Genomic DNA, 25,033 nt, shown 5'->3' with positions numbered 1-25,033 from the left:
GAGGCACCGATGGCCTCAGTTTGTCCGCGGCTTCCATGGCGAACCTCGCTGCCGGTTCGATTTTGCATTTGATCCCGCGGCAATGTATCAATGCGCGCGTTCTTCGCGCGAACCTGTTTCCACTTCGCCTGAAAACGCGCTAAACGCGGCCCCGTCCGCCCGGGCGGCCCCTGGAGAGGTGGCAGAGTGGTCGAATGCACCGCACTCGAAATGCGGCATAGGTGCAAGCCTATCGGGGGTTCGAATCCCTCCCTCTCCGCCACTTAACGTAAGAATCAATTATAAATCAGTATCTTACAAATTTGGGTGCTTGTCCGCCCATACTTCAGCCCATATTCTGTTTCTGACGTAAAAGAGCCGTCGGCAGTATTGCCCTCACGGCGTCCGAGCAATCGAGCTTCTTGCGACGATCACAGATACATTGTCTCGCGCCCCAGCGCTGAAAGCCTTGCTGGCGAGGTCACGGACGGATCGGACGGGTTTGTTGGCGGCATTCAGCACATGAGCGATCCCACTGTCGTCGACCATGTCGGTGAGTCCGTCGCTGCATAGCAGCAGGGTTTCGCCGGGACCGAGCGGTGCATCGACATTGATGTGTGGTTCGATAGCAATCGGAAACGAAAACCACCGAGCGCCTGGGTGATGACATGCGACCGACGATGGTCCGAGCGGCTGATGCTCTCGTCGGCAACGTCGCCGTGACTGTCCAAGCGAGCAGTGGTTGAACCTCCGGCAGCCGCGCGCGGATCTCGTTGGCAATCGCCTCCTGTACTTCCCATGGGACGTGGCGATTGGCGCGCAGCGTGATCGGGCTTAGCGAACTGCTAGCAAAAAGATCATCGACCCGCTGTTTCGAGAGCGGCTGGAGGTCTTCGGACGACAAATCTAAAAGCAGGCTCATGGGCGTGCCGGCGTTTTGCACGCCGAGCGGAAACTCTACGGTGAAGGACTTATCGTCCGGCGGGGACTCGAGCACAAAGACCCGCCCCACGAAATACTCGTTCATCCGGCCGGCGCGGCCTTCGATGTTCTTGTAGGTGAAATGCTCCAGCACGCCGCGGCTTTTTCGGCGATCATACACGATGACGTTTTTGGCGACCGTGTTCACACCTTCGATGATGGTCGAGGTACATACGAGAAACCGAATCCGTCGGCTGTTGAACAGACGAATAAAATATTGCTGCAAGGCGCGCGGCACGCCACCGTGATGGATGCCGATGCCGTGTTCGAGCGCGTGCGCAACGATCCAGTCGGGATCGTATTTCTCGGCGATCCAGTGTACCGCGTCCGACGCAGCGTCATGGCGCGCGAGCCCGCCTCGTTCGATTAGCAGTTTGGCGACTTGGCTCGCACTGCCGGGAGACTGGCAGTAAATGATCGTGGGCCCGTCGAGCGTCTTGCAGAGCTCAAGCAGGCCCGCATCACGCGCGTCGCCATGCGTGGGCAGGTTGAGATTGACGACATCGACCGCCACGGTCGAGAATTCCGACGGGATGAAATGGTGCTCGTAGCGGTCAAGGCCCTTGATTGCCTCGATATTTGGCCCGAGCAGATAGAACTGCGCGCCGGTCTTGGCGAGCTTGTGAAAGGCAAGGTTAAGGTCGATGGCGCGGTCGGACCCTTTTTCGGTTGCAAGGTTGATCTTGTAAAATTCGTCGATGACGAAGAACTGGGTGTCCGCCAGGTCCTCGCGGCTGAGGACCCGTTCTTGCGTCAGCACATAGACCGTAATCCGTTCGGCCTGCGCTTTTTGGCTGGGATGCGTGATGATGGAGCAGCGTTCCCCGAACCGGCGCAACAGGCGGCGGCGGGTTTCGTCGATGAGAGAAAGAGTTGGGACGACAATGACGATTTTGCGGAATTTCTCGGAAGCCACAATCTCGTCGGTGACGAGGCTCTTGCCAGAACTGGTCGAGGCGCTGAGCACCACATTGGTGCCGCGCAGGAGCTGATGGTAGATGCGTGCCTGAAGGCTATGAAACACAATTGCGCTGTCAGCGTTGTCCGGCCGGTGCAGCTCGAAGGCGAGCTGGTCGGCGACATCCGCCGTAGCGATGGTTTCAGAGAGATACGGGAACAGGCCGACATTCCGCACCAGGGTCATCAGGACCGCGCGCTGTGATTCCTCGAAACTGTCAAGGACGGCCAGTGCACGGATGACGAGATCGCGGCCTGCATGGTGGGTATGGGCATTGTTCACGTGCTGCGTTATTCCGCGCAAGATGTTAACACGCTGGTCCGACAGGATGGGCTTCTGAAGCGCGCTGCGGAGCTCGGCGTAATCCATGGTCTAGCCGCCCATCAGGGTTGTGAAGTGCGCGGTCAAGGTCGCGACGCATGCGATCGGCACCAAGAAGATGTGGACCTTCACGTTCTGCAGGGTGGATGGCAGGCGCGGCTTTAGCTCGGCGTAGGACGCTTGCACCTCGGCGATCAGGTGCGTGCGATAGTCGCTAGCGTAGCCCGCGCCCAAAACCGTGCTGTCGTAGGCGATCAAAATCGGAATGCATATGGCCTCTACCAGGTCATCGATCGGCGCGTTGCGCGCGAGCGCCGCTTCCAGGCTGGTCGGCAACAGATGCAACGGTTCCCGCAAGGCAAGAATGGTTTCCCGCTCTTCCTTTAGGAAATCGGGATCGAGCACGTGTTCGAGATCCTCCAGCGTAGCTTTGAGAATCGCCTCATGACTCTCCGCAGTGGAGATGGTGGCCCGGCCAAGCCAGAGTTCGTCGCCCCTCGCGTAATGGACGATATGGGCCGAGCCGAAGCTGCGCAGGCCCGTCGCAGATTGATAGAAAAGCTTACAGGCTATCGGTTCGCTGCCGAAGCTCTGGCGGATGACCACGTGGAGCAGGGTTTCGCCGACGAGTTGCTGATCGGAGGTGGCGCGCTGGCGCTTGATGGCGTTAACGGCATCCCGCGTCTTTCGCCGCAGCTGGAGATGCTGCACGGACGCAAGGTCGCTCGCCTTCAAGGCAATCTCAGGAAGCCAATCGACGAGATGGTCGGCCAATTGGCGCGAACGCCAGCGTTCGTTTTCAAAGCGCACGTCGTAGCTCGAAAGCGCGCGACGCAGTAAGTCCTCAGACACGTGGTGCAGATCGGCAAAGAACGCTTCGGTCTTGGCGCGATAAGGCTTAGAGGTCCGCTGCTGCGCAGCTTCGGTATTAGCAAGGTGCTGCGTCCACCAAGCGATGCTGATTTCCCGGGCAAGCACCTTTTTCTCTGGCTCGCTGACGCGCGATGCGGTCGCGGCGTCGTCAACGATCCGCAATAGGTCCTGATAGATTTGGTCCACATGTGAGGCGGTCGGATTGCAGCCAAAACGTTCCGCGATGACGCTGATCCTTTTGTGGTTCGAGGCGATCAATGCGGTGACGTCTCCGGTCACTTGCCAAACGGTCTGCTCGGCCCAATAGACAAGATCGTTTCTTAGCGGCGAAACGGTCTTGAGTTGCTTGGCAAGCTTCCCACCCAAATCGGCCGCGGGCTCGCGGCGAACGCGCGCGCCTCGTTCAAGCTTCAAGCAGGCCAACGATTTGTTCACGTCGCGGCGCGATACGATACGAAAGCGTGCGTTGGGCCCTTGCCGGTCGCACAAAAGCGATTTCTCGACCAGGGAGGTTGGTTTCTTGGGTGGACTGCGTGTGGTGACCTCGTCCTTTGTCCACTTCCGATCACCCTCGGTCGTTTTGACCTGGACGTATTCCGGGTATTCGGTCTCACCGGTTCGCCATAAGAGGAAGATGTCGTCGGCGGTCTCGCATTCGACTTTGGCGAGACGCGGATCGTCAATCATGGTCAGCACGAAGAATGCGGCGACGTGATCCTGATATTTGAATCCCCGACGCGCTGCGACGCCGCCCGCATCGGAGGCGGGCGCGTCGTTGGTGCCGGTGAGATCGATCACACTCATCAGGTCAGCCCAAAGGATCACGGTGAAATGGTTGCGAATCCAAGTGGTACTGACAAAGAGACAGGTTCCAACCTGAACAATAGGAGAACAAGTCAACAAATTCTGCCGTTCCATTAGCTTAGGGGCAGTTTCGCGCCAAAGCGAGCCCCGCGGCCCAGACGCCGTAGCTGAGGCGAGAAGAGATGACTGGCGCCACGGGCGGGTTTACTGGAATGATGATCGGGAAGGTCCAAGCAATGGCTGACATTCGATCTGCAAAAATCGAACGCCGATCGACATCGTGAAAGGTGAAATCGAAATCCGCGGATGCACAGATGCCGGCGCGTGTGATCGCGAGTGTTGCATCGTGGCGGATAACCAAGAGAACTCCAAGCTCTTTCCTTAGCTGAAGATTTCGGAGGCGCCTATATTTGGTATCTGGTGCAAAGGAGCGATGCGCTTTCGACTGTTCTGCGACGACGGGTTCGCGCCATTTTCGCGCGAGCCGAGAGTCTTACGAGGACAACTTCGTGCTTCAGTCAGGTACGCAATACGCGACGAACAGCGAACTGGATAAAATTCTTTCGCCATCGACGTTCGTCAAGAAGGCAGCCCCCTTGTTTGCGTCGGTTGGGGGGCCGGTACTAGATCTTGCTGGTGGATCGGGCCGCCACGCGTTTTACCTTGCCCAGTTCAACATACATGTTGATTGCTTAGATCTAGACCTCGATCCCTACTGCGTCATGCGGAGGCGGTTGTCGAAGTATCCTCACTTGCTATCGCGCGTTAGCTCCACAAGCTTAGACCTATCCAAGGACCATTGGCCATTCGTTAGCGGGTCCGTCGGAGGGATTGTAATGGTGGATTTCCTACTTCTTTCGGTCTTTCCAAAAATTACGGACTCTTTAGCAAAAGACGGACTCTTTCTTGTTCAGACCGTCGGCAATCGTGGGAAAAACTATCTCCAACTGCCAAAGGCAGGGATTTTGAAACAAGCACTTTCGGAGAGTTTTGAAATCTTGCACTACGACGAGCGCCGTGCTGGTCCTAGCAGCGCTGGCGCCGTGACTGTTTGCTTGCTGGCTAGACGTTTGTAGCTTTGCAAGGCATTGCAAATAACTATGAACCATTGACCTAGGTTGCGAAGCATCACCCGGTCTGGGCCTTAAGAAGGATCGACATCCCCGTCAGCCAGCCTGAGACCGCCAGCGGTGACAGAGAGAACGCACTGAACGGGATGCCTCGGTCAGTTTCTTCGGCGCGGCGTCGTCCTGCAGAGCTAATATCTGGGAACGCGATGTGTCCGACAGTCGAAAGGCCCGTTTGAGCCGGAGCCTTTGATGTTCGCGTTATAATATTTCCCCATCGATGGGGCCGTCAGGAAGGCCTCAAAGGTCGGTGCGGGCATTTCGCAATACGGATAATAGACCGATCTCAATTGCACCACCATGAACTGCTGTGACTTGTCATAGCACGCTCGATTGATGAAGCTGCTCCGCGAGACATCGGTGCAGGCGAAACGAGCGAGATCCAACTTGCCATAATACTTCACGTCGATCGTCTCCGCCATCACCCAGGAGACGCCGGCAAGATACGCCGTGATGAAAACAGCTGCGCAAAACGAAGATCGGCTTTCTAGGCACATTGCGTGAACTCAGGGGTGTTTTTCGTTTTTAGCAGCGCGATCATCCGCGGCGATCGCTTCCTTCTCGCACATGAAGGCGCCGCGCTTGGTGGCGCCGTAGCTCTTCGTTCCTGCAAAATGATAGACCTTTGTCGGCAGGTTGACCCACACCACCGTATCGGACGGGCACCGGGCTTTTGCCGAAGCCTCGTCACCAAATTGCCCCGCCTCGAGCGTTGCGTTGCCGCCGGGATTGGAAGGTTGCTGCGTCGGGGCGGGTACGGGCGCGGCTGTCGTAGGAGCCTGCCTTTGCGTTGCCGAGGCCGGGGCGTTCTGTGTAGCGGTAGGTTCTAATTGTTTTGGAGAGGGGGTAGCGGGGGTCGGCTTTGGTGCGGGAGCGATGGCGCTCGGCGTAGCGCCCGCCCTGCACTGCTCAACATAAACCCGCTCTAGGACGCCGCGGGCTTGCATACCCGCCTTATCGGCGCGCCATTCGGCGGTGCATTCTTTGGCGGTCTTATGGGACGATGAGGCGCTGCTCGGCAGGATCGGCCCTGCAGGGGGCGTCGTGGCACTCGGCCTTGGCGGAGATGAGGAAGCCGCTGGCGTCCCTGCCGATCTGCATTGCTCAACAAAGGCTTTTTGGGTGACGCCCCGAGCTTGCATTCCCGCCTTGTCAGCGCGCCATTCGGCAATGCACTCTTTCGCGGTTTTTGTTCCGGCAGATGTTGCTTGCCCGCGCACCGGTGGGGGTGCTGCCTCAGCTGGTTTCGCCGTTTGCGAGGAGGCTGTTGGCTCTGTCCCACCTCTGCATTGTTCAACATAAGCTTTTTGGGTTACGTGCCGAGCTTGCATGCTCGCCTTCTCCGCTCGCCACTCCTCTGTGCATTCTTTCGCCGTTTTTGCAAAGGCGGGAGCTATCGAGATGCTGCATACAACCGCAGCAGTGATAAGGAGACCATTGCCAAGCTTCATATTCGTTCTCCTAGTTCGGTGGCTTCGCTAATGCGCTCGACTCTGTGATCGCGCAAACGCCCCGACTGAACCTTGGACGTCCGGTCGTAAAAAAGCCGCTGCAGGTGTTTTTCTCGTCGCACTGCTCGCATTCCTCCACGAAGCCGTTTTTCCAGTCCGAGATCGACTGGAGCGCATGCGGCCATACGGACTTTGGAAGAACACATTTGGGAAGGTTGTAAACGGACACGTTGACGCCAGCAGCGCTCAGATGATCGACAGCTCTCGCGAGCCCGTCGCCATAGTCCACCGGATCCATCCAGAGCACGCCGTCGTTTGCAATGGCAAAGCCCGTGTTTTCCAGCCCCATCAATGCGACATGGTCGACGAACGGCAGATTGCGGGCAAGCCAGCGGCCCGTCTCCTCGATGATCGGCGCGGTCAGTGCATGCAGGACGACGCGGATTTCCACGCGTTGTCCTCGGTCCTTGAGCTTCAATATGCCCAGGATTGTTTCATCGAATGCACCCTTGGCCTGCACGACGTGATCGTGGACGTGATCGACCGACGCATAGATCGGAATGGCCGCCATCAGAGCCCTGTGACCTATTTCTTTCCAAGCGTCGACAATCCGCGAGTTGGCGAAAGCACGGCCGTTGGTCAATACCTGGATGGCGGTCGCCGGAAGCAGGTCGCGGCACTCAGTCAGAACGGCGATGAAATCCTCCCAATCCGACAGGGTTTCTCCGCCAGTGAATGTCAGCGCATGGGTTGCCTGGTCAATGAGAGGCAGGCTTTCCCTAATTTCGCTAAGGATCCACCGATCATCGACATCTTTCGGTGGTTGCGAGCACATCAGGCAGTAGTTGTTGCACCGTTCCGTAACCAAAAGCGAATTGTGCGCCGAATTCCGGCGATACAGCGTGCGAAATTTCCTCGACGCATGATCGAAGCCGACCACATCGCCGTCCGCGAGATAGTCATATTTCCTGGGGACCGTGAGGAGCCGTCCTGCGAAAAGGCCAGATAGATCGACAACGCCGTCGGAGATCACAACGATTGAAGGCCAATTGGCTTCTACAGCGTGCCGGATGTCCTCAGGCGTTCTGGCGAGCGCGAAGTCTGCCACGTGACGCTCGGCGGCACTGTCGACCGACCGAAGCCTGAGGACCGAGCGGGCCTTATCCGAGGAAAACCCAACGCTCTGCGAGGCAGTGCCGTAGAGTGGAAGGGTCATGCGGCGGCCCACCGTCGCAAGATGGCAGCATCCTCCGGTGAATTCTCCAGAATGTTCAGTAGCAGGCCCATGATGCCCTTTTGCCGGGCGCAAAATGCCGACAGAGGCTTGATTCCCAGGACGTCTCCCTGCGTCGCATGATGATATACCGGATCTGCTCCGCAGTGGCTCTCATACACGCAGGTCGAGCATTCGGGTGCGCACTGCGTCAGCGAAGACGAAATTGTGCTGATCAATTTGTCCGACAGAAGGAGCGAATTGTAGTTGTCGTGCTCGACGTGACCGAGCCGGAAAGCGTCGTCACCGGTCTCGGCCAGCATCCTGCCTTCATCCGAAGCGAAAACACTGCCGTCATAGTTGTAGACCAGTGCGCCAAGACCGGCGCCGGCCGGGCTGCGCAAATCAACATAGCCGATGGGGCGGTCCGAGAGCATCCGTGTGAGAAGCAGCGCCGCGTAAAATTCCCGGAACGGGGTGCCCTGTCGGTTGATTTCCAGAACCCGTCGCAATCCGCGCTCGTAGAACGCAAGCCACTTCTGCGCGTCATACTTTGCGAACTGCTTCGTTTTGATCGCAAATCCGAACGGAGAAAGGGGGCGCAAGAAGATGCCATCTAGCCCCAATTTTAGATATTCGTCGATGATCTCATCGACGCGGTCCAAGCTCGCTTCCGTGGTAGTCATCAAGGCCCCAACCCTGCCGGGACCTAGAAACTCCCTGGCTCGCCGAATGCCGGCGATAGCTAGTTCATGGCTGTTTGCACCGGGTCGAGGACGGTTCTTGTTATGCAGATCGGCCGGACCGTCGAGGGAGGTTGAGAGCAGGACGCTATTCTCTTTGCAAAAATTGAGAACGGTGTCGTCCAACAAGGCCAAGTTTGAGGCAATGACGAAGTCGAGCTTCTTGCCGGACCGTTGCTTCGCAGCGGCAACAATTTTCCTGATCAGCGAAAAATTGAGAAGCGGCTCGCCACCCTGAAACTCAATCTTGATCCGTGCTGCGGGGCTGGCGAAGGCAATATCCAGGGCACGCATTGCCGTTTCTTCGCTCATATCGAAGCGCGAGCGATCGGTGCTTTGGCGTGATACCTGGCAGTAGGGGCAAGAATGTTCGCAGCGTAGCGTTACGACAAAAATATGCAGGGGGGTCACCTGCTGCAGAAATGACATCCGGCTTCTCAGCCGAGCCGCCAAAAGCTGTCTTTGCGCCTTCTGGTCTGTTCCGGTGACCAGATGAGCCGCATAAGCCTTTTCGTAGAGGCCGTCGCCGGGTCGAACCTGAAGGTCAATTAGCCTGTGCAGTTCATCTTCGGCCAGGCGGGTGAAGTCGCCGACCAGGTTGGCCACAAGGTATTGGTCGGTGCCGGTGCGCTCAAAATTGAATGGTAGCAACGAAAGATCCGTTGCCGCACCGAAAGCCTCAGGAGATAAAAACCGTGCCATAGTCCCCCGGCTGGACCTTATCCGGCATCATTTTGATTGGCAGCGAGCGCTCCGAAGGCGAGTGCAAGAATGACGTTCCGAACCCCTTCGGTTTTTTCCGCAACACGGGCCCGCAAGTTTTCGTCGGCCACAAGATTTAGAAACCGCTCCTTCAGCTCGTCCGAACTGAGTACGGCCCCCTTTTGCGGGTTGGCAGAAGAAACCAAGCGGCAAACATAACGGTCGTCCCCCCGGTCAATCTGGCAGGTCGCCGTTCCGATCAAACGATAGGCTGCCGCATCCAAAGCACTGAGACTTTGGAGGCTTGCATCGAAATCAACAGCTGCCTCGACCGGCGATGCCGCTGGAAGCTTACCGGCTGGAGGCATGAGAGGCGTGGGACGCATGTGAAGCATGCGACGCGTGGGAACTATGTCCTGCGACGATGGTGCCGTCTGCCTGCTTGGTCATGACGAACCCAAGAAGATCTTCGCCCACCTGATAGTAGGCATTTGGCTTAAGCTTATCTCCGGTTATTCCCGCCGCTACCGAGCTCGAATCATCGGTCACTATTGCCCTTGCCTCGGCGCCCTGAACCGACATTCCAGTGAGCGATGCGAGCGCAGCACCAAGAGAAAGGACAATTTTTGATTTCTCAGTCATCATCAGCCCCGTTTTGCCTAGCGTCCGTGTATATACAACCTTTGAGAGCGGGACGTCTATACTTCCCCCGCGTCGAAGCGCACGTTTTTAGTCGCGGAAGTCCGCGGGCCCGCAGGAGGCTGGGAGCCCCCTGATCGCTTCAACTCTTGTGAAGGCTCCGACAAGGCCGAAATGATTGAACGCATCCCCGAGGCTGTATACTAGATTTCGGCGAAATGGCCCACATTAGACCAAGATTTTGGAACGACACGCGAATTTGGTGCCTTGCCAAGGGGCGTTCACCGCGCGATGGGTGGCGGCCGATCTAGGCTCAGGACTCATTGATCAGAGCCAGAAGATAACGACTGCTGCGATGCAGATGGCGGACATGAAGGTATGTGCACATCGGTCGTAAGGGTGTGGACGCGCCGCCAGTCCTTGAGCCTGCCGAACGTGTTTTCGATCTTGTGCCGTTGGCGATAGAGCACGCGGTCATGTTCGATCGGCTTTGCGCGGTTGGACTTCGATGGGATGCAGGCCGTGATACCTCGGGCTGCGAGCGCCTGGCGGAACCAGTTGGCGTCATAGCCCTTGTCGCCGAGCAACTGCGTCGCGGGCGGCAGCGCATCAATCATCAATGCGGCCCCGGGCAAGCGCAACACTCTGATAGGTCTTAACTTCTTGAAGGGAAAGAGGTCTTCAATGAATTGGTGCCCAGAGGCGGACGAAAGAAGAAAAGCACGGATAAGTAGTTACGTGAGGTGGGAACGGCGTTCTGTTTCTCACTTTCCCATAGCGTTTTAATTGCCAGTTCCCACTGATTTACCGCGGTGGTTCGATGCCCCTGGGGCGCTAGCAACTATGATGAATAAACAACGTGAAGCGGAGCCGCAGCGTTGGGCACTGCCACAGCACCATATTGACGCCATGCTGAGAGTATGTGGCGGTGAGGAGCGCGCGGTCGGCGCTCGCATGCGGTTTCGGCTAATGCCCGACAATAGTCTTGAATTTGCTGTCCTGGTTGCGGCGCCCGACGACTTACGGGAATCCGACAATGACAATAAGCCGGAAGTGAAGGCTGCCAACGACGACTGGCCTTCCGAGGACAAGGCAGCTTAGATGCCGCCGGCTTTCTCGCTCGATTGGCTCCGTCTTGAAAAACGGGTCGCTTTCGGACCTGTCTTGGCGCCTACCTTCCGGTGGAAGGCCAGCGTTGGAACCAACCCGATCCGGCGTAATTGAATCAAATTCTTGAGCAGCCCAATTTTGAGGCTTTCTGCCGGTAGGAGGCTCCGGTGACCAACGCAGACATTCTCGCAAAAGTTATTTTGGATATTGACTTGGTTTTGGTCGAACACATTCAACCATACCGAACGGAAGATCCGCACCGCGCCGTAGAGAAAATTTTGACGATCCTGGTGCAAGCCAAGGCGGTTGAGATCGCCGAGCGGGTTCAGGTTGGATACGGCAAGCTCACGCTGGTGAAGTAGGTGTCACGCACCGCGGCACCAAATCAGCACACGCAGATAGGACAAAATGTCCCGTCTGCGCGCAAGCCGACGCCCTAGAACTTGAAGCTATGGCGAAGCGCAGGCTGGGGAGAGAAGAGATGTTGCCAAGAATGGTCAGCCAAGCTCTTCCATTCTGGAAGAGCTTCCAACCATTTCCGACATTGGCCTCCCGCGCTGGTGGATCCGCAGCGAGAGGACGCGAAGGACATCACGCTGGCCGCGGAGCGACCGACGGGTCCAGCCAGTATATATTCCCGTGGACCGGTGGGTTATCTCAAATCGGCCGAAACTCGCCGGCGTAGCCCATCCGACTTGATCCACAAGATCGCAGCGAGTTGAAACGCTCGCAAACGACAACAGTACGGCATTCTGCTAGGCGAGTATATGCCAAACCTTACTCGGAGGGTCTATGAGCGTTGTCGCTGCCTATTTGTACAGAAACGGGCGACGCGCTGCACCTGTTTCAATTGATGCGCCACCCGTTCTCGCAGACGACAAATCTGAGTTCATTTGGATCGGCCTTTTCGAGCCTTCCGAAGGAGAGCTTCGCACGCTTCAGCAGCGTTTTGTTCTTCATCCGCTCGCGGTTGAGGATGCGTTGAAGGCGCACCAGCGTCCCAAAATCGAAGTTTATGGCGACCAGCTCTTCGTTGTGGCCCGCACGGCGTATTTGGTCGGCGAAGCAAAACGCATAGCTTACGGTGAGACGGCGATTTTCATTGGCGAAAACCATCTCATCTCGGTGCGCCATGGATCGGCCCGTGCGCACACAGAGCTACGCAGCCAGCTGGAAGCTGCCCCGTCGCAGTTGTGCCACGGTGTGGATTATGTGCTCCACGCCATTCTCGACTTCGTCGTCGACGGCTATATGCCGATCGTCGACGAGGTTGAGGAGGAGGTGCTGGCAATGGAGCATCGCGCACTCGATGCCTTTCTAACCCGCGACGACGTCACCCGGCTCTTTACGCTGCGGCGTGACCTCACCCGCTTTGAGCGCATCCTTGGGCCTATGGCCGAATTGTGCAGTAAGCTGGTGCACTTCGATCTACCTTGCCTGGACGTCGAAGCTCGTCCCTATTTTCGCGATGTGCTCGATCATGTGAGGCGCATCGAGAACAGGATTGGTGGCCTGCGTGACGTTCTGACCTTTGTGTTCGAGGCAAGCACGTTACTTGAGCAGCAGAGGCAGGGCGCTATCACCCGCCAGCTCGCGGCTTGGGCAGCCATACTTGCGGTCCCAACCGCTATTGCGGGCATCTATGGCATGAACTTCGAGCATATGCCGGAACTTAAGACCCGCTACGGCTATTTCATCGTCGTCGCGATCATCGCGCTGCTATGCTCAGTTCTCTTTGTCCGCTTCAAGCGCGCACGCTGGCTTTGAGTCAGTGAAGAGATAGTCTCGTTGTGGCGGGTCCCGAAAGGCCCTTGTACAGTTGGGTCGAGCGGCTCCCGCCACTTGGGAAATTCTCCAGTTAGAGCGCACCTACACCACATTTAGAAAGCCACTGTCACCCGATGACAGTGATCCGCTCACCTAATACCACCAAGCATGGCACAGTGACCCATTGTCCTTCGCTCCCCTCACCAACGAGTCACCACGGGGCATTGCATCTTCGCCGCGCCGCATAACGTGACAAAAAAATATTTTCGAAAGAAGCCCGTCAGTCGGGCGTTCGTGTCTTATCTTATTTTTGAAAAATATGACGCGGAAACTTCGCTTCTCTGTCCGCTGGTCCCGTTCTCGTTCGTAGTGTAGGGGGAGTTTTTCTCCCCTGTGCAAACTTCGCCGCGCTGCGGACGTACCAGCGCGCTCTTTTCCTAGTCTAGCGCTCGCGCTAACTGCGCGATTTTTAAAACCTCACACCTTCAACTCACAAAAACCGGAGTTCGGCGAAATGCCAGAAACGAAGCCGTCTTCGGGCGGCTGCTATAGCAGCCCATTCAAATCAGCGAGTAGAGAGCGCATGATCCGAGACTCCCGTTGGTCGCTTAGATCAAATTCAGACCGATGCCTTCAACAGCCCGCGGCCTTACCTATCGAATGCAAAGATCCGCTTCCAGTCCTTCTTCATGTCGACCACCGTCCACCTGTTCACCGCCGCGGCGTCGAGCGCTATATCGAGTTTCCCGAAATGCGACTGGCGGTCGTAGGCGTATTCGCGTTCGGAGTCGGTATGGTGGACGATCAGACCGAACCGTGCGCCGGTGGCGCCGAGCGTCGTCCATTGCAGCATTTCGAGATCGCCGTCGGAGTTTCCGAATGCCGCGATCGGACGGCGACCAATGTGTTCGTTGATGCCGATCGGCTTTCCAGCCTTGTCATCGATAAAGTTCATGTCGGGCAGCCGGAAAAGTGTCGGCTCATCGTCCTTCATCTCAAATTTAGTCTTAATCGACGACCCGATGACCTGCTCTGGCGGCACCCCGTAGATTTGCTCGGTCCACGGGCGCATGAACTCGATACCGCCGCCTGACACAATGTAGGTCTTGAAGCCGTTGGCCCGGAGGTAAGCGAGCAATTCGAGCATCGGCTGGTAGACCAGTTCGATATAAGGCCGATTGAAACGGTGATCTCGCGTGGTCGCGAGCCAATCGCTGACGATTTTCTCGAATTCTGCAGTGGTCATGCCGGCATGCGTCGCGGCGATGATTTCGACCAAACCCTTTTCGCCGGAAGCCGCCACGGCCTTCAAGTCGCCGTCCAGCACCGCGGCGAAGGGCTGCTTGGTCTTCCAGTCCGGATGTATTGGCACCATCGCTTTCGCGCGATCGAGCGCAAAGGCCAACTGGACATACATCGGTTGCTCGACCCAAAGGGTGCCGTCGTTATCGAAGGTCGCGATGCGTTGGTGGATTGGAACGAAGAAAGGTCCGCCTTGCGTGGTGACGCGCGCGACGAAATCGAGAATTGAAGCTTTGGTCGCGCCCTCGTTCCATGACGGTAGCGGATCGCCTTGCGCTTGTGCCACGGCTGAGGTGAAACGAAGCGAAGCCGCGAGCAAGGGTATCATCGTCAGCGACGAGAGGAGAGCGCGGCGGTGCATATGAGGAGGCCCCGAGTTCATGATCGTCTTTCCTTTCAGGTCCGGAGAGTAAGGCGATCTTGATCTAAATCAATGCATGATTATGCGTGGACCCAATCTTCGAACCTCTGGGTTGGTACGCGTGCGGCGCAATACCCGGGGCAGAATTCGGATAGGGTGACGAACAATTCCCCGGCGGTAGGCATATGACGAACACCTTACAGGGTGATTTTCCGCACCGGAATCTCGCGGCTGATGGCTTGGAACGCATTTCGCGCGTCACCGTATTCCCGGCCAACGGCTACGGCCTGCACGATATGATCGGCAATGTCTGGGAAGGGACCGGCGATTGGTGTTCCCAAAAGCACAAGCCCTACGCTCTGAAAGTCTGCTGTATCCAGCAAAATCCTCGTGGCGAGGATCGATGGGCGAGCTACGACTCTTGTCAGCCGAAATCTCAGGAATCCCCGCAAGGTGCTGAAAGGCGGCTCGCATCTTTGGCTCCAACTACTGCCGCCGCTATCGTCCGACCGCGCGTCATGTCGAGCCGATCGACACATCAGCGAGCCACGTCGGCTTCAGGTGCATCATTAGGAAGAGGATCATGTCATGAGCAACGATAGGATTCCCGCAAAGCCTGAGCTGAGCACGGGACCAATCGGTGAGGGATTGAAACGCCGCGATTTCTTGCTGAGTGGCAGTTCTCTCGTGGCCGCTTCGGCGCTCTCAGCCGTCGGATTGACGAGTCCCGCAAAAGCGCAGCAACCAGCTACCGCGCCCGCTGCGGCCGGCCAGCGGCCGAACATCGTCGTGATCATGGGCGACGACATCGGCATCTGGAATATCGGCGCTTACCACCGCGGGATGATGGCCGGTCGGACACCAAATCTCGACAAGATCGCCGCCGAAGGCATGCTGTTCACCGATTACTACGCCGAAGCGAGTTGCACAGCGGGTCGCGCCAACTTTATCACCGGCGAGCTGCCGATCCGCACCGGCATGACCACGGTTGGCCAGGCCGGCGCTCCCACAGGCTTGCCAGCGGAGGCCGTGACCATTGCCACTGCGCTGAAAGGTATGGGCTATGCCACAGGCCAGTTCGGCAAGAACCACCTTGGCGACAAGAATGAGTTTCTACCGACAGTGCATGGCTTCGACGAGTTCTTTGGCTATCTGTATCATCTCGATGCTATGGAAGACCCGGCCCACCCCGGTTATCCGCAGGAGCTGTTAAACACAGTCGGTCCGCGCAACATGATCCACTCATGGGCGACCAATATGGACGATGCCACCGTGGATCCGCGCTGGGGCAAGATCGGTAAACAGAGGATCGAGGACGCTGGGACGCTCTATCCCAAGCGGATGGAGACCGTGGACGACGAAATCCGCGATGCGGCAATCAAATTCATCGAAAAGGCCAAGGCCGAAAACAAGCCGTTTTTTCTTTGGCTTAATCCGACACGCATGCATATCGTCACTCATCTGTCGGAAAAATACCAAAAATTGCGCAATGCGAAGAACGGCTGGTCCATCCACGAAGCTGGCATGGCGCAGCTCGACGACGACATCGGGATCGTGATGCAAAAGTTGAAGGACATGGGCGTCGACGAGAACACCATCGTCATCTTCACGACCGACAACGGCACCGAAGTCTTCACATGGCCGGACGGCGGGCAAACACCGTTCGCACAAAGCAAGGGCACAGTAATGGAGGGTGGCTTCCGAGCCCCGGCGATGATCCGCTGGCCCGGCAAGGTTCCGGCCGGCAAGGTCGAAAACGGACTGATCTCAGGGCTCGACTGGTTCCCGACACTTTTAGCCGCTGCTGGTAATCCGAACATCGCCAACGAACTGAAGAAAGGAAAGCAGATCGGGGACCACACCTACAAGTGTCACCTGGACGGCTACAACCAGATGGACATGATTACCGGCAAGGGTCCGTCCAATCGGCATGAAGTTTGGTATTTCGGCGAAAGCTCACTCGGCGCCTTGCGCATCGATGACTACAAATTCCGTTTCATCGATCAACCTGGCGGCTGGCTGGGAGACAAGACCAAGGTGGACGTGCCCTATATCACCAACCTTCGTCTCGATCCGTTCGAGCGCACGGGGTGGCCCAACAACGGCACCAAAGAAGGCGCGCAAGCATACTTCGAATGGTTCAAATACGAGTTCTGGCGCTTCGTCTTTGTTCAACAGCAGGTCGAGAAGCTGGCCGCGACCGCGATCGAGTTCCCGCCGATGCAGAAGGGCGCGAGCTTCAACCTCGATGCCGTGAAGGCACAAATCGCGGCGGCCCAAGCGGCAGTATCCAAGTAGACATCCCAGGGCTTTGACTGCTCGTCATGGCGGGCGCCCGCGACCTAGGCGTCCGTCTGAGCCCTCCGGTACTCGGCAGTGTCAACGACGTGAACGCATGAGCTTGCTTATTCCGCTCATGGTCCTTTTCGGCCCTGATCGATGCCGGACTGAGTACGTACATGCACTGAGGCGGACTTCGTCGGCCTCTCGAGCTTATGGTTTATGCTCTAGAAGATGGGGGAGCCGACTTCTCTTCAAACCACCGACGCATGAAATTATATCAACTCAACGATCTTTCGTTGGGCGTCTTGATCCGCATGGATGTAGCGTTGAGTGACGCGCAGGCTCGTATGCCCGGCCAGCATCTGCACATCCCTGAGTGAGCCACCCACGAGTGAGATCTTTCTCACTGCATTGGTGATGAAGGTGCGTCGCCCGCTGTGACTTGAGCACCCGTCATAGCCGATCTGTTCGTACCATCGGGAAAACATGTTCACGATGGTCTGAGGCGATGTTTGTTTTGATCGTTCGGTACGGATGATGCGCGTATTTGAAACCCGCTGGTGTATTCCGTGCCACTCGATGAGGGCTGCCCGAAGCTGAGAATGAATCGGAATCACCCGCCCGGATCGACCTTTGCTTACTTCGTTCTGTAGCGCGATCATGTGACCGACCTTGCCCTCGGCATCGGTGACCATGCTCCATGTCAGGAGAGCGATCTCGCGGGTTCTAAGTCCGGCCCGGATCGAAAGGAGAAAGATTAGTCTGTTCCGGATCGGATAACGGGTCCTTGCGAGATAACCCAGGACGGCTTCAACCTGGGCTTTCGTTAGGGGCTCGGCCTGTTTTCCGAGTGACACGATTTTGCTCCTGATCGACCTGTCAGGATGCAGAAACATACCATGTCAGGGGTCATCGTACAGGGCATATGGAATCTGCGTTTCGGTTTCGTGCAAAAAGCAAGCTGAACGCCAACCTCGGATGGAGGAAACCAGAATTGACCACGATTCTGACTCGCATCACGTTTCTTGAGCCGGCTCAAGGTTTGATAGCGTACTCCCTTGTGGCCTTCCTAGCTTGAAAGACGCCAACGCCCGCGCCTCGCGCTCTCACTGATCAACGGTTACACATCTCTATCAGTCGAACATCGGAACCGGCTGTGATGCCAATGAGTGATCAAGCAGCGCCCATCCCTTCCCCCTCCAGCGCGGGCCGCATACTAGGAAAGATCTGCATCGCGTGACTTACAAGCAATCGCGCATGCGCAGTCACGAGACTCGCATCATCTTCGCCGCGGCAAAATCTCCGGGTAACGTGCTCGCCTAACGCCCTGTAGGCCTCCAATTGTTCTTCGGAAAACAGTTGCTCCATTGTCGACTCTTGGGGGAACTCCGGATTTCTTCTTTTATAATCGAAGATGTAGTCGTTCTCGTCGCCGCTCATCGATGACTTGATATAGACGAATACTCCTTCCTCCCTAGGCCCGCCCTGCACCGAGGGAGGGTAATCGATAAGGCCGATGGCGACGTGCGGACCTGCCTGCGAGGACCTTTCACCTGCGGCAAGGCTCTTCGACACCGAACGTGACTGCTCGCGGATCGGCTGCCAGTTGAGCACTATGCGGGTACCGAGATCGATGCGGGCAAAGCGTTCAAGCTGCACCAGGGACGAAAAGTTGTAGTCCGGATCCGCTTCCGCGTCGACGGCCACGATCACTGAGCAGCGCCGGCGCAAGAGTTCGTATACTCCAAGGTTCTCTATGTGACCGCCATCAGTGAGGAACACAAAACCGGCATCCTTCCCGCCGTTCTTGTTCAGCTCCGCAACGTCCGCTCCCGACTTGAAGAATGCCTCACTCAGAAGACGCGTGGGGCCGGGGCGGCCGCGCCACCATTGCGCAAGCCCGCTTGTTCTTGCGTACTTTACGATGTCATAGGGGTGCAGCATCCACCGTCCGAGTCTTACGTTGAGCAGTGCTATTGTCGCGGAAAGAGGGCGCATCGAGGCGATACCCATGTTCGGGGCGGCTGCCGCGCCCGATATGGCCATCGCGGTGCCGGCGTTCAGCCCATCCATGGCGGCCTCGGCCAGTCTGGTATCGACATATCCGGTCAGTTCACTGCCGACAAACCGCTTGCTGAACAGAAAGAAATCGGCGTTTCTGCCTCTGCGATTGGCAAAGCTTGATCCGGGAACATTCAAGGCGACATTGACGAGAAGATAAGGCGACGCTTCTGACACGAGTTGAGAGAGCGGAAATCTATCTGCCTCCTCCAGTACGCCATCTACGCTGCGCCTCCGAAAAAGAAAGGCGCCCCCCAATCTATCCCGGTAGAGTTGATGGAGGGAGTTAGAATTGACGTTAATGAGCGGCCATAGAACCAGTTGAAGGACGGCTAGCATCGCATAGGCAGCGCTCGCGCCGTAGATAGGGACAAATGTGTTTACCCGCTGAAAAAGCCAATTGAGGATCGGAGGCGATTGGTCCCACGAAACGCTACCCCAAGGCCCATTGCATCCGGCAGTACCCTGCGTTTCGCATGAACTGATACCGATCGCCCAATAGGCGAGTTGAAGGGTGACGAGCCATAGAAGAAGCGGAATGACTGCCGCGACGACGATCAGGACAATTCTGCTCGTCCATTTTGATGCCGCATCCGAAAGCGATGTCGTTGCCGCTTTGACGGCCTTCTCCGATATACGCTTTAGGAACGGCATCACGGCAATTACCACCGGCGTTATGAGTCCCACGAGCCGAGGAACATCGGAGAACCACGTGGTAGTTTCGGCAGTAGGACCCGCGGCGTTCGACACTATGCCCATATGCTCAGGCTTGAACATAAGCCGGAGGAGAGCAAAATGAATTTCGAGCAGAACGGGGACTATACAGAGTAGGAGAACGATCGTTGCTCCCTTCGCAATATTTTGACGGACGGATTTGCGAAGAATGGGTACGATTGATACCGCAACCGCATAGACTATCAGGAAAACGGCAAATGCTCCGCTCGCGCAAATCGTCAGCGGCCATCCACTTTCAAGTACGCCCTTGGGCAGCCACGACAGCCATGAAGGAGGGCTCACGAGCGCGTGTGTATCCGGTTTGCAGAGCGCGAAAAATGCGGCACCCAAAAGCAAAAATGGAAACACAATGAGCACATTCATTGCGATTCCGCGGAGGTAAATCACCAGAGCGGATAAAGCGGAGGCAATTCCATTTTGCAGCAGATATCTCGAGCGATCTCTCAAATGCCGCGTCTCGTCGGTCTCTCCGATCTCCTCTCCGGTCTTGCCAAACGGAAATCTCCAAGCCGCCCGGTCGTGAGCTTCTGGCTGCACGGCGGACGCCGGCGCTTTCTCCCTCTCTTCGATCTCGGCCGCAGACATCGAGACTGTCATTGAAGTCCCAATGTAGCCGCCGCCCGACACCGTCGAAAGATAGTTGAACTTCTTCAGGACGCCTTCGGCATTGAGAGCTTGCAAGACACCTAGGCAGAACGAAGCAGAACGGATTCCCCCACCGGAAAGAGCCAACCCGATCATGCCGTCCTGAGCGCTCGGCGACCTAGTCGCGCGCGGTGCCTGTCTGATATCGGCGTATTCGGCCCCATAAACTTCCGCGAAGTTGGTGACAAGGTGCGTCACAGTACCGGGAGCAAACCTTGGAAAAACATTGGATTTTTGGTCACTCACGTTAACCCCCATGAGCTGCACCGGTTCGGTGACTTAAGGAGCGGGGCCCAGCCAATTATAGAACTTCACCTAGGCGCATTTTTGAAATCAGCTGCAATAGCTAGGTAGGAAGGTTCGAAGGAATCATGTTGGTGAGTTAATGGCTTATACAAACTGATGATAAAATGGACCAAATATCATCAATTCCTTGAGTGCCCTCGGCGAAAATCACTGCTTGCCTTTGCGTATCGGTCGCTCGCCGCCGGCGAAGCGCGCCCGTTCGTTAGATACTGAGCTGGCAGCGGGAGGCCGACGGGCAGCGCCAGTCAATGTCCGAAAGCGATCAAAAGAGAGCAGCTGGTCAACGGTAAGTTCAACCGTGAGAGCAAATAGCAGAGGTTCTAGTCTGCATCAGACCTCAGGAGGGCCGTAGTTCAATTTTCTCAGGTAATCTATTGCGTTCAAGCATGAAACAGATTGCATGGCGGCGACGTTGGATTGCTTTGGTCAGCGGCGTACTCGTAGCCTACCTGATACCCGCCTATATCGTGCTGCCCGCCTTGTGGACCCATCACGAGCACGAGCCTGGCCTTGCCTTCTTGCCTATGGTGACTCGAAACGCCGACGGCATCCCGGGCGATGCTCTCAATGTCGGACTCGTCGGACGCAAGGAAGACGTATTGTCAATCGGCTCGCAAATTTGGCTCTGACTCACATCTGATGATTTTTCTGCCGAGCTTGCGGTTCTTCAACGGGGGAACAGCGCCATGCGAGCCGGTATTCGAATTTCGTCGCTTGTCCCGAGCGGGTTGGTTATCGAGAGCGTAAGCGATTCATCTGACTCGATTATTTTAGCCGTCCGATCCGAAAGCGACGTGGCCGAGTGTCCATTATGCGGGGCGAGATCGCGCCGAATCCATAGCCGATACGACAGACAGGTCGCGGATTTGCCATGTGCAGGCAAGCAAATACGCCTCCGCGTGATCACGCGACGGTTTGTTTGCGAACTACCTCGTTGTCGGCGGCGGATTTTCGCTGAACGGTTCGGGGACGACGTTCTCCCGACCCGGTCGCGCCGGACGGCACGGCTGGAATGCATCGTCCACCATCTGGGGCTGGCACTCGGCGGCAGGCCGGCAGCGAGCTTTGCCAAGCGACTGATGCTGCCGGTGAGCAACGATACTCTGCTGCGGGTTGTTAGGCGACGAACGCGCCCGCGAATGGAGCCTCTGATCGTCGCCGGCATTGACGACTGGGCTTTTCGCAAGAACCATCGCTACGGAACAATCGTGTGCGATCTGGAGAGACGGCGGATCGTAACCCTGCTTCCAGATCGCGAGATTGCAACGGTGCGGGCTTGGCTTTCCGACCATCCGGAGATCAGGGTCGTATCGCGCGACCGTGGCGGCGGCTACGGTGAGGCCGCGGCAAAGGCGCTGCCGGACGCGGTCCAGGTCGCGGACCGTTGGCACCTGATGGAGAACGCAAGCGCGGCCTTCCTCAACGCGGTGCGCCGTTCCATGCAGGTGATCCGCACCTCCATCGGTGCGACGACGATCAATCCAAAACTGCTCACTTGCGCGGAACGGCTGCAGTATGAAGGGTATCTCCGACGCAAGCGGACGAATGCCGCGATCATGGCGCGCGTCGGAGACGCAGTGCCACTCAAGGAGATCGTCCGTCGAACAGGACACAGCCGTAAACTCGTTCGCCAAGTCAGTCGCGGCGAGAGTACGGATGTCTTCCGGACACGGCAGAGCACGCTCGATGCCCACTTGCCCTTTCTGGATGCGCAATGGAACGAGGGCTGCCGTAACGGCGCAGAGCTCTGGCGTCGTTTGCAAAGGCAAGGCTTCCAAGGCTCCTTGCGTGTCGTCAGTGAGTGGACGGCACGGCGACGACGGGCCGAGAAGGCGATCAATCAACAACTGCAAAAAGTGCCATCCGCGAGAACAATCTCACGATTGATGACCACGGCGCGTGACAATCTCAGCAAAGCAGATACGGTCACCATCGCTGCTATCGAGGCGCGCGTTCCCACACTCGTCGAAGCCCGCATGCTCGTCGAAAGCTTCCAGACCATGGTGCGCAAGAAGCTCGTCGCTGATCTCGATCCATGGATCGCCACCGCCAGCTTGAGCCTGATCGGCTCTTTTGCGAGTGGCATCATCAGGGACAAGGCCGCCGTCCGTGCTGCCATCTCCGAGCCTTGGTCCAATGGCCAGACAGAAGGGCAGATCACGAAACTAAAGCTCGTAAAACGCCAGATGTATGGGCGGGCGAAAATCGACCTCCTGCAAGCTCGGCTGATAGGCGCGACCTAGTTGCGGTAAGCCGTCATCGAAGTTGCGTCAGAGCCAATTTTGCATGCCGAATGACAATCAAGTGTCGTCCACAAGGCGATTGAGTACCAATGAGTACCAACCCGTACCCTGGCGCATCAGCTGCTGACCGCCGGGTTCGAGCTGCTCAAGTCGGCAAAAAATGGAGTACACGGGCAAGGGCCGTCACCCTCGCCGGTTTAGTGACCGCGAGATGGGCGGCCGTGGCATACGGTATCGGCAACCAGACACGACGGATCGACACCGCCGGCGCGAAGGCGGTCGATAACAGAGCGGCGGACGTATTCAGATTTGGTTTGAAGTTCTCGCCGCGCCGCAAGGTCTATCGCTTCTGAGATCGGTTCGGGCGCGCGAAACTGCAGAAGCTTGGTGTGCTATTCCATAGCGAGTCCGCATGCTGATGTCATGCGGATCACAGTACGAGGCGCGCCGATGCCTGCCACCTCAGTCCTGAGAAAGTGGAATGTCTGATGGGCTTGAGAGATATGGTTGGCGGCGACTCGTGACAAAAACCCGCCGGCAAGGGAGCCCCACCGGCAAATGCGCTTCGATCAACTCACGAGCTGTTTCGTAGACATGTTGCACAGCAGGATCGGCACCCTGTTGCATTTCAAGCAACATCAGGGCGTTTTCATAAATCTCCGTGGCGTCTTGCTGAGTCAGGACGCCGCGATTGACCAGCGCTGGGATTAGCGCGGCAAGCAGCGATGACGAAACCAATTCGGACGCGGCAACAGATTCGAGAGGATCTGGGTCTGGCATCTAGTGGCCCTTGAGTTAGCAGTCGCGGAAGGAGGCGCCGGTCAGCTCGCGTTCTTCGCAAGCGCGTCCCGCTCGTGGGTGAGTCGCTCCAGTTCTTCCGTTTGTTGAGCGATCCTATCTGACACCAAGGCTTCGCTTTCAGCTCCTGACGTCGCTGTCGCCTGTTCGATCAATTGCCGGATATTGTCCCGGATGATGCCGATCCGGGCATCAATCTCTGAGAGAGTCCGTGTTCCAGCCATCAGCAATCCTCCGTATTCCGGCAAATCTTAGCTCATCCTTTGGACGTAAAATTCATGGGCGCGGTTCACAAGGCCTCCACCTTCAAAATTAGGTTTGCCGCGTGGTTCCAGATTGCACAAGGTTTCCGCGATTCTCGAGCAGCCCTTCCAGTCCCTCTCTTCTGAAGTAGGGGACCACGCAGTTGTTGGATCGGTTTCCTTCCTTATGCGCAGTCAACACATCATCGCCATCCAGAAACATCGCGCAACCTTGCTGACAACCCATTGACCACCACCAACCCGGCGACCAACGCCGTGTTCGATGCACCAGTTGCGTATCGTGCCTGGCCGCGGTCATCAGGATTTCCTGAGCCTGTTGATCCACACATTGCCCGGTGAAATGCCAGCAAGCGCCTGTGGAAGGAGGAAGGCAAAGCCGTCAAGATGGCAGCAGATGCCGCGGCCTATCGGAAGACGAAGGCTCTCTCGACCGTTGCGGCGTGACCCTGTCGGCGGGCAAGGCCATTGGCGCCCCGTTCATGGGGGTTGCTGCGACGCGGTACTCAGCGAGGTGCTGCGCCTGCTTCACGGCGGCGACTTGCACAGGCTGGAACTTGGTCGACCTTGCGTATTTTCGCACCATGCCCCAGTTGCGCGACTTTCCAAGCCTCAACCCTGGATTCGCCGTAGCGGGAGCGACGCTGCGGCTTCGTTCGCGGTCCTTAGAAGACCGCCTTCGAAGCCTGCGTCGTGAGCGTCTGGATGGAGCCGAAGAGGCTTTCGCATCAACTAGCGATAGGAATACTTCCAACTAGCCCCAATCTTCCGCCGAACGTTTTCGCCCATACGCCGGCCCATATTTGCGCAAAGACTTCACGCGGATTAGAACGAATGCGCGAGAACTCCGACGCACAGTTTGCGCCTGTAACGCGGGTGTTTCTTGAACGTCAGCGAACGGATGTGAACGAGGGCGATACCTATAGATTTGGTCTCCCTCTCCGCCATACAGCGTCAGAAGTGATTATAAATCAGTACGTTCCGTTCGTACCTTGAAAAGGACGCGCCTGTCAGCTCGTTTTCTTCGCAAGCGCGTCCCGCTCGTGGGTGAGTCGCTCCAGTTCTTCCGTTTGTTGAGCGATCCTATCTGACACCAAGGCTTCGCTTTCGGCTCCTGACGTCGCTGTCGCCTGTTCGATCAATTGCCGGATATTGTCCCGGATGATGCCGATCCGGGCATCAATCTCTGAGAGAGTCCGTGTTCCAGCCATCAGCAATCCTCCGTATTCCGGCAAATCTTAGCTCATTCTCTGGAGGTAAAATCCATGGGCGCCGTTCACAAGGCCTCCACCTTTAAGATTGGGTTTGCCGCGGGGTTCCAGATTGCACAAGGTTTCCGCGATTCTCGAGCAGCCCTTCCAGCCCATCTCT

The 25,033-nt window shown here is 57.1% G+C and carries 23 protein-coding genes, 1 tRNA gene and 1 pseudogene; 10 read left to right on the top strand and 15 right to left on the bottom strand.

Annotated elements, in window-relative coordinates; all coding sequences use genetic code 11:
• Nucleotides 1-172 precede the first annotated feature (172 nt).
• A tRNA-Ser gene (locus ACM561_RS02500) sits at nt 173-262 on the top strand.
• A 198-nt stretch (nt 263-460) separates the two neighbouring features.
• On the opposite strand, the gene ACM561_RS02495 is transcribed toward ACM561_RS02500, so the two are convergent.
• Together ACM561_RS02495 and ACM561_RS02490 are read right to left on the bottom strand one after the other, a co-directional pair.
• Nucleotides 461-2,287, bottom strand: coding sequence for a DEAD/DEAH box helicase (locus ACM561_RS02495; RefSeq protein WP_425907790.1), 1,827 nt, complete (start codon nt 2,285-2,287; stop codon nt 461-463).
• 3 nt (nt 2,288-2,290) lie between these two features.
• Nucleotides 2,291-3,916: a dsDNA nuclease domain-containing protein gene (locus tag ACM561_RS02490; protein ID WP_425907789.1), complete on the bottom strand. Its 1,626-nt coding sequence runs from the start codon at nt 3,914-3,916 to the stop codon at nt 2,291-2,293.
• Between the two features lie 836 nt (nt 3,917-4,752).
• Here ACM561_RS02490 and ACM561_RS02485 point away from each other — a divergent pair.
• On the top strand, nt 4,753-4,992 hold the full coding sequence (locus tag ACM561_RS02485; protein ID WP_425907788.1) for a hypothetical protein: 240 nt from the start codon (nt 4,753-4,755) through the stop codon (nt 4,990-4,992).
• Between the two features lie 182 nt (nt 4,993-5,174).
• Here the strand turns inward: ACM561_RS02485 and ACM561_RS02480 are convergent, their stop codons facing one another.
• From ACM561_RS02480 to ACM561_RS02450, 7 genes are all read right to left on the bottom strand, one after another.
• Nucleotides 5,175-5,540 (bottom strand): KTSC domain-containing protein, encoded by a 366-nt coding sequence (locus ACM561_RS02480; RefSeq protein WP_425907787.1) that lies wholly within the window; start codon nt 5,538-5,540, stop codon nt 5,175-5,177.
• A 9-nt stretch (nt 5,541-5,549) separates the two neighbouring features.
• Nucleotides 5,550-5,690: a hypothetical protein gene (locus tag ACM561_RS02475; protein WP_425907785.1), complete on the bottom strand. Its 141-nt coding sequence runs from the start codon at nt 5,688-5,690 to the stop codon at nt 5,550-5,552.
• Between the two features lie 814 nt (nt 5,691-6,504).
• A complete protein-coding gene (gene hxsC, locus ACM561_RS02470; RefSeq protein WP_425907783.1) occupies nt 6,505-7,710 on the bottom strand; it encodes a His-Xaa-Ser system radical SAM maturase HxsC in 1,206 nt (401 codons plus the stop codon).
• Entirely contained in the window at nt 7,707-9,152 is a 1,446-nt protein-coding gene (gene hxsB, locus ACM561_RS02465) for a His-Xaa-Ser system radical SAM maturase HxsB (RefSeq protein ID WP_425907782.1), read from the bottom strand. The genes hxsC and hxsB overlap by 4 nt, the downstream gene beginning before the upstream one ends.
• Nucleotides 9,153-9,169: 17 nt before the next feature.
• Nucleotides 9,170-9,436: a hypothetical protein gene (locus ACM561_RS02460; RefSeq protein WP_425907780.1), complete on the bottom strand. Its 267-nt coding sequence runs from the start codon at nt 9,434-9,436 to the stop codon at nt 9,170-9,172.
• Between the two features lie 67 nt (nt 9,437-9,503).
• Nucleotides 9,504-9,794 carry a His-Xaa-Ser repeat protein HxsA2 gene (gene hxsA2 / locus ACM561_RS02455; RefSeq protein WP_425907778.1) on the bottom strand — a complete coding sequence of 97 codons (291 nt, stop codon included), beginning with the start codon at nt 9,792-9,794 and terminating at the stop codon, nt 9,504-9,506.
• Between the two features lie 317 nt (nt 9,795-10,111).
• Entirely contained in the window at nt 10,112-10,408 is a 297-nt protein-coding gene (locus tag ACM561_RS02450) for a transposase (protein WP_425907777.1), read from the bottom strand.
• 292 nt (nt 10,409-10,700) lie between these two features.
• Between ACM561_RS02450 and ACM561_RS02445 the strand changes: the two genes are divergently transcribed.
• The 3 genes from ACM561_RS02445 (at nt 10,701) to ACM561_RS02435 (ending at nt 12,668) form a co-directional block, all read left to right on the top strand.
• Entirely contained in the window at nt 10,701-10,892 is a 192-nt protein-coding gene (locus tag ACM561_RS02445) for a hypothetical protein (RefSeq protein WP_425907776.1), read from the top strand.
• Nucleotides 10,893-11,068: 176 nt separating this feature from the next.
• Entirely contained in the window at nt 11,069-11,263 is a 195-nt protein-coding gene (locus ACM561_RS02440; RefSeq protein WP_425907774.1) for a hypothetical protein, read from the top strand.
• A 430-nt stretch (nt 11,264-11,693) separates the two neighbouring features.
• Nucleotides 11,694-12,668: a magnesium and cobalt transport protein CorA gene (locus ACM561_RS02435; RefSeq protein WP_425907772.1), complete on the top strand. Its 975-nt coding sequence runs from the start codon at nt 11,694-11,696 to the stop codon at nt 12,666-12,668.
• Between the two features lie 649 nt (nt 12,669-13,317).
• Here the strand turns inward: ACM561_RS02435 and ACM561_RS02430 are convergent.
• On the bottom strand, nt 13,318-14,352 hold the full coding sequence (locus tag ACM561_RS02430; RefSeq protein ID WP_425907770.1) for an HAD family hydrolase: 1,035 nt from the start codon (nt 14,350-14,352) through the stop codon (nt 13,318-13,320).
• 98 nt (nt 14,353-14,450) lie between these two features.
• On the opposite strand from ACM561_RS02430, the pseudogene ACM561_RS02425 reads away from it, so the two are divergent.
• Nucleotides 14,451-14,923: pseudogene (locus ACM561_RS02425) on the top strand (SUMF1/EgtB/PvdO family nonheme iron enzyme); the annotation flags it as partial.
• The gene (locus ACM561_RS02420) at nt 14,920-16,629 is read left to right on the top strand and encodes an arylsulfatase (protein ID WP_425907768.1); all 1,710 of its coding nucleotides are present in this window, start codon (nt 14,920-14,922) and stop codon (nt 16,627-16,629) included. The pseudogene ACM561_RS02425 and the gene ACM561_RS02420, both read left to right, overlap by 4 nt.
• A gap of 257 nt (nt 16,630-16,886) precedes the next feature.
• On the opposite strand, the gene ACM561_RS02415 is transcribed toward ACM561_RS02420, so the two are convergent.
• Together ACM561_RS02415 and ACM561_RS02410 are read right to left on the bottom strand one after the other, a co-directional pair.
• Nucleotides 16,887-17,510, bottom strand: coding sequence for a tyrosine-type recombinase/integrase (locus ACM561_RS02415; RefSeq protein ID WP_425907767.1), 624 nt, complete (start codon nt 17,508-17,510; stop codon nt 16,887-16,889).
• Nucleotides 17,511-17,787: 277 nt separating this feature from the next.
• Nucleotides 17,788-20,301 (bottom strand): patatin-like phospholipase family protein, encoded by a 2,514-nt coding sequence (locus tag ACM561_RS02410; protein ID WP_425907766.1) that lies wholly within the window; start codon nt 20,299-20,301, stop codon nt 17,788-17,790.
• 446 nt (nt 20,302-20,747) lie between these two features.
• Between ACM561_RS02410 and ACM561_RS02405 the strand changes: the two genes are divergently transcribed.
• The 3 genes from ACM561_RS02405 to ACM561_RS02395 all read left to right on the top strand — a co-directional run bounded on the left by ACM561_RS02405 (nt 20,748) and on the right by ACM561_RS02395 (nt 22,957).
• On the top strand, nt 20,748-20,990 hold the full coding sequence (locus ACM561_RS02405; RefSeq protein WP_425907764.1) for a hypothetical protein: 243 nt from the start codon (nt 20,748-20,750) through the stop codon (nt 20,988-20,990).
• Between the two features lie 57 nt (nt 20,991-21,047).
• The gene (locus ACM561_RS02400) at nt 21,048-22,604 is read left to right on the top strand and encodes an ISL3 family transposase (RefSeq protein WP_425905502.1); all 1,557 of its coding nucleotides are present in this window, start codon (nt 21,048-21,050) and stop codon (nt 22,602-22,604) included.
• Between the two features lie 221 nt (nt 22,605-22,825).
• Nucleotides 22,826-22,957, top strand: a complete 132-nt coding sequence (locus ACM561_RS02395) for a hypothetical protein (protein ID WP_425907762.1) — start codon at nt 22,826-22,828, stop codon at nt 22,955-22,957.
• 109 nt (nt 22,958-23,066) lie between these two features.
• Here the strand turns inward: ACM561_RS02395 and ACM561_RS02390 are convergent, their stop codons facing one another.
• The 3 genes from ACM561_RS02390 to ACM561_RS02380 form a co-directional block, all read right to left on the bottom strand.
• A complete protein-coding gene (locus tag ACM561_RS02390) occupies nt 23,067-23,384 on the bottom strand; it encodes a hypothetical protein (protein WP_425907760.1) in 318 nt (105 codons plus the stop codon).
• Nucleotides 23,385-23,425: 41 nt separating this feature from the next.
• Nucleotides 23,426-23,626: a hypothetical protein gene (locus ACM561_RS02385; RefSeq protein WP_425907759.1), complete on the bottom strand. Its 201-nt coding sequence runs from the start codon at nt 23,624-23,626 to the stop codon at nt 23,426-23,428.
• Nucleotides 23,627-24,672: 1,046 nt separating this feature from the next.
• Nucleotides 24,673-24,873: a hypothetical protein gene (locus tag ACM561_RS02380; protein WP_425907758.1), complete on the bottom strand. Its 201-nt coding sequence runs from the start codon at nt 24,871-24,873 to the stop codon at nt 24,673-24,675.
• Between the last annotated feature and the right edge of the window lie 160 nt (nt 24,874-25,033).

It is taken from the genome of Nitrobacter sp. TKz-YC02 (genome assembly GCF_049852135.1).
GTDB lineage: Bacteria > Pseudomonadota > Alphaproteobacteria > Rhizobiales > Xanthobacteraceae > Nitrobacter > Nitrobacter vulgaris.
The sequence above is the reverse complement of the archived record's forward strand: the minus strand, read 5'-3'. Positions and strand labels throughout refer to the sequence as shown.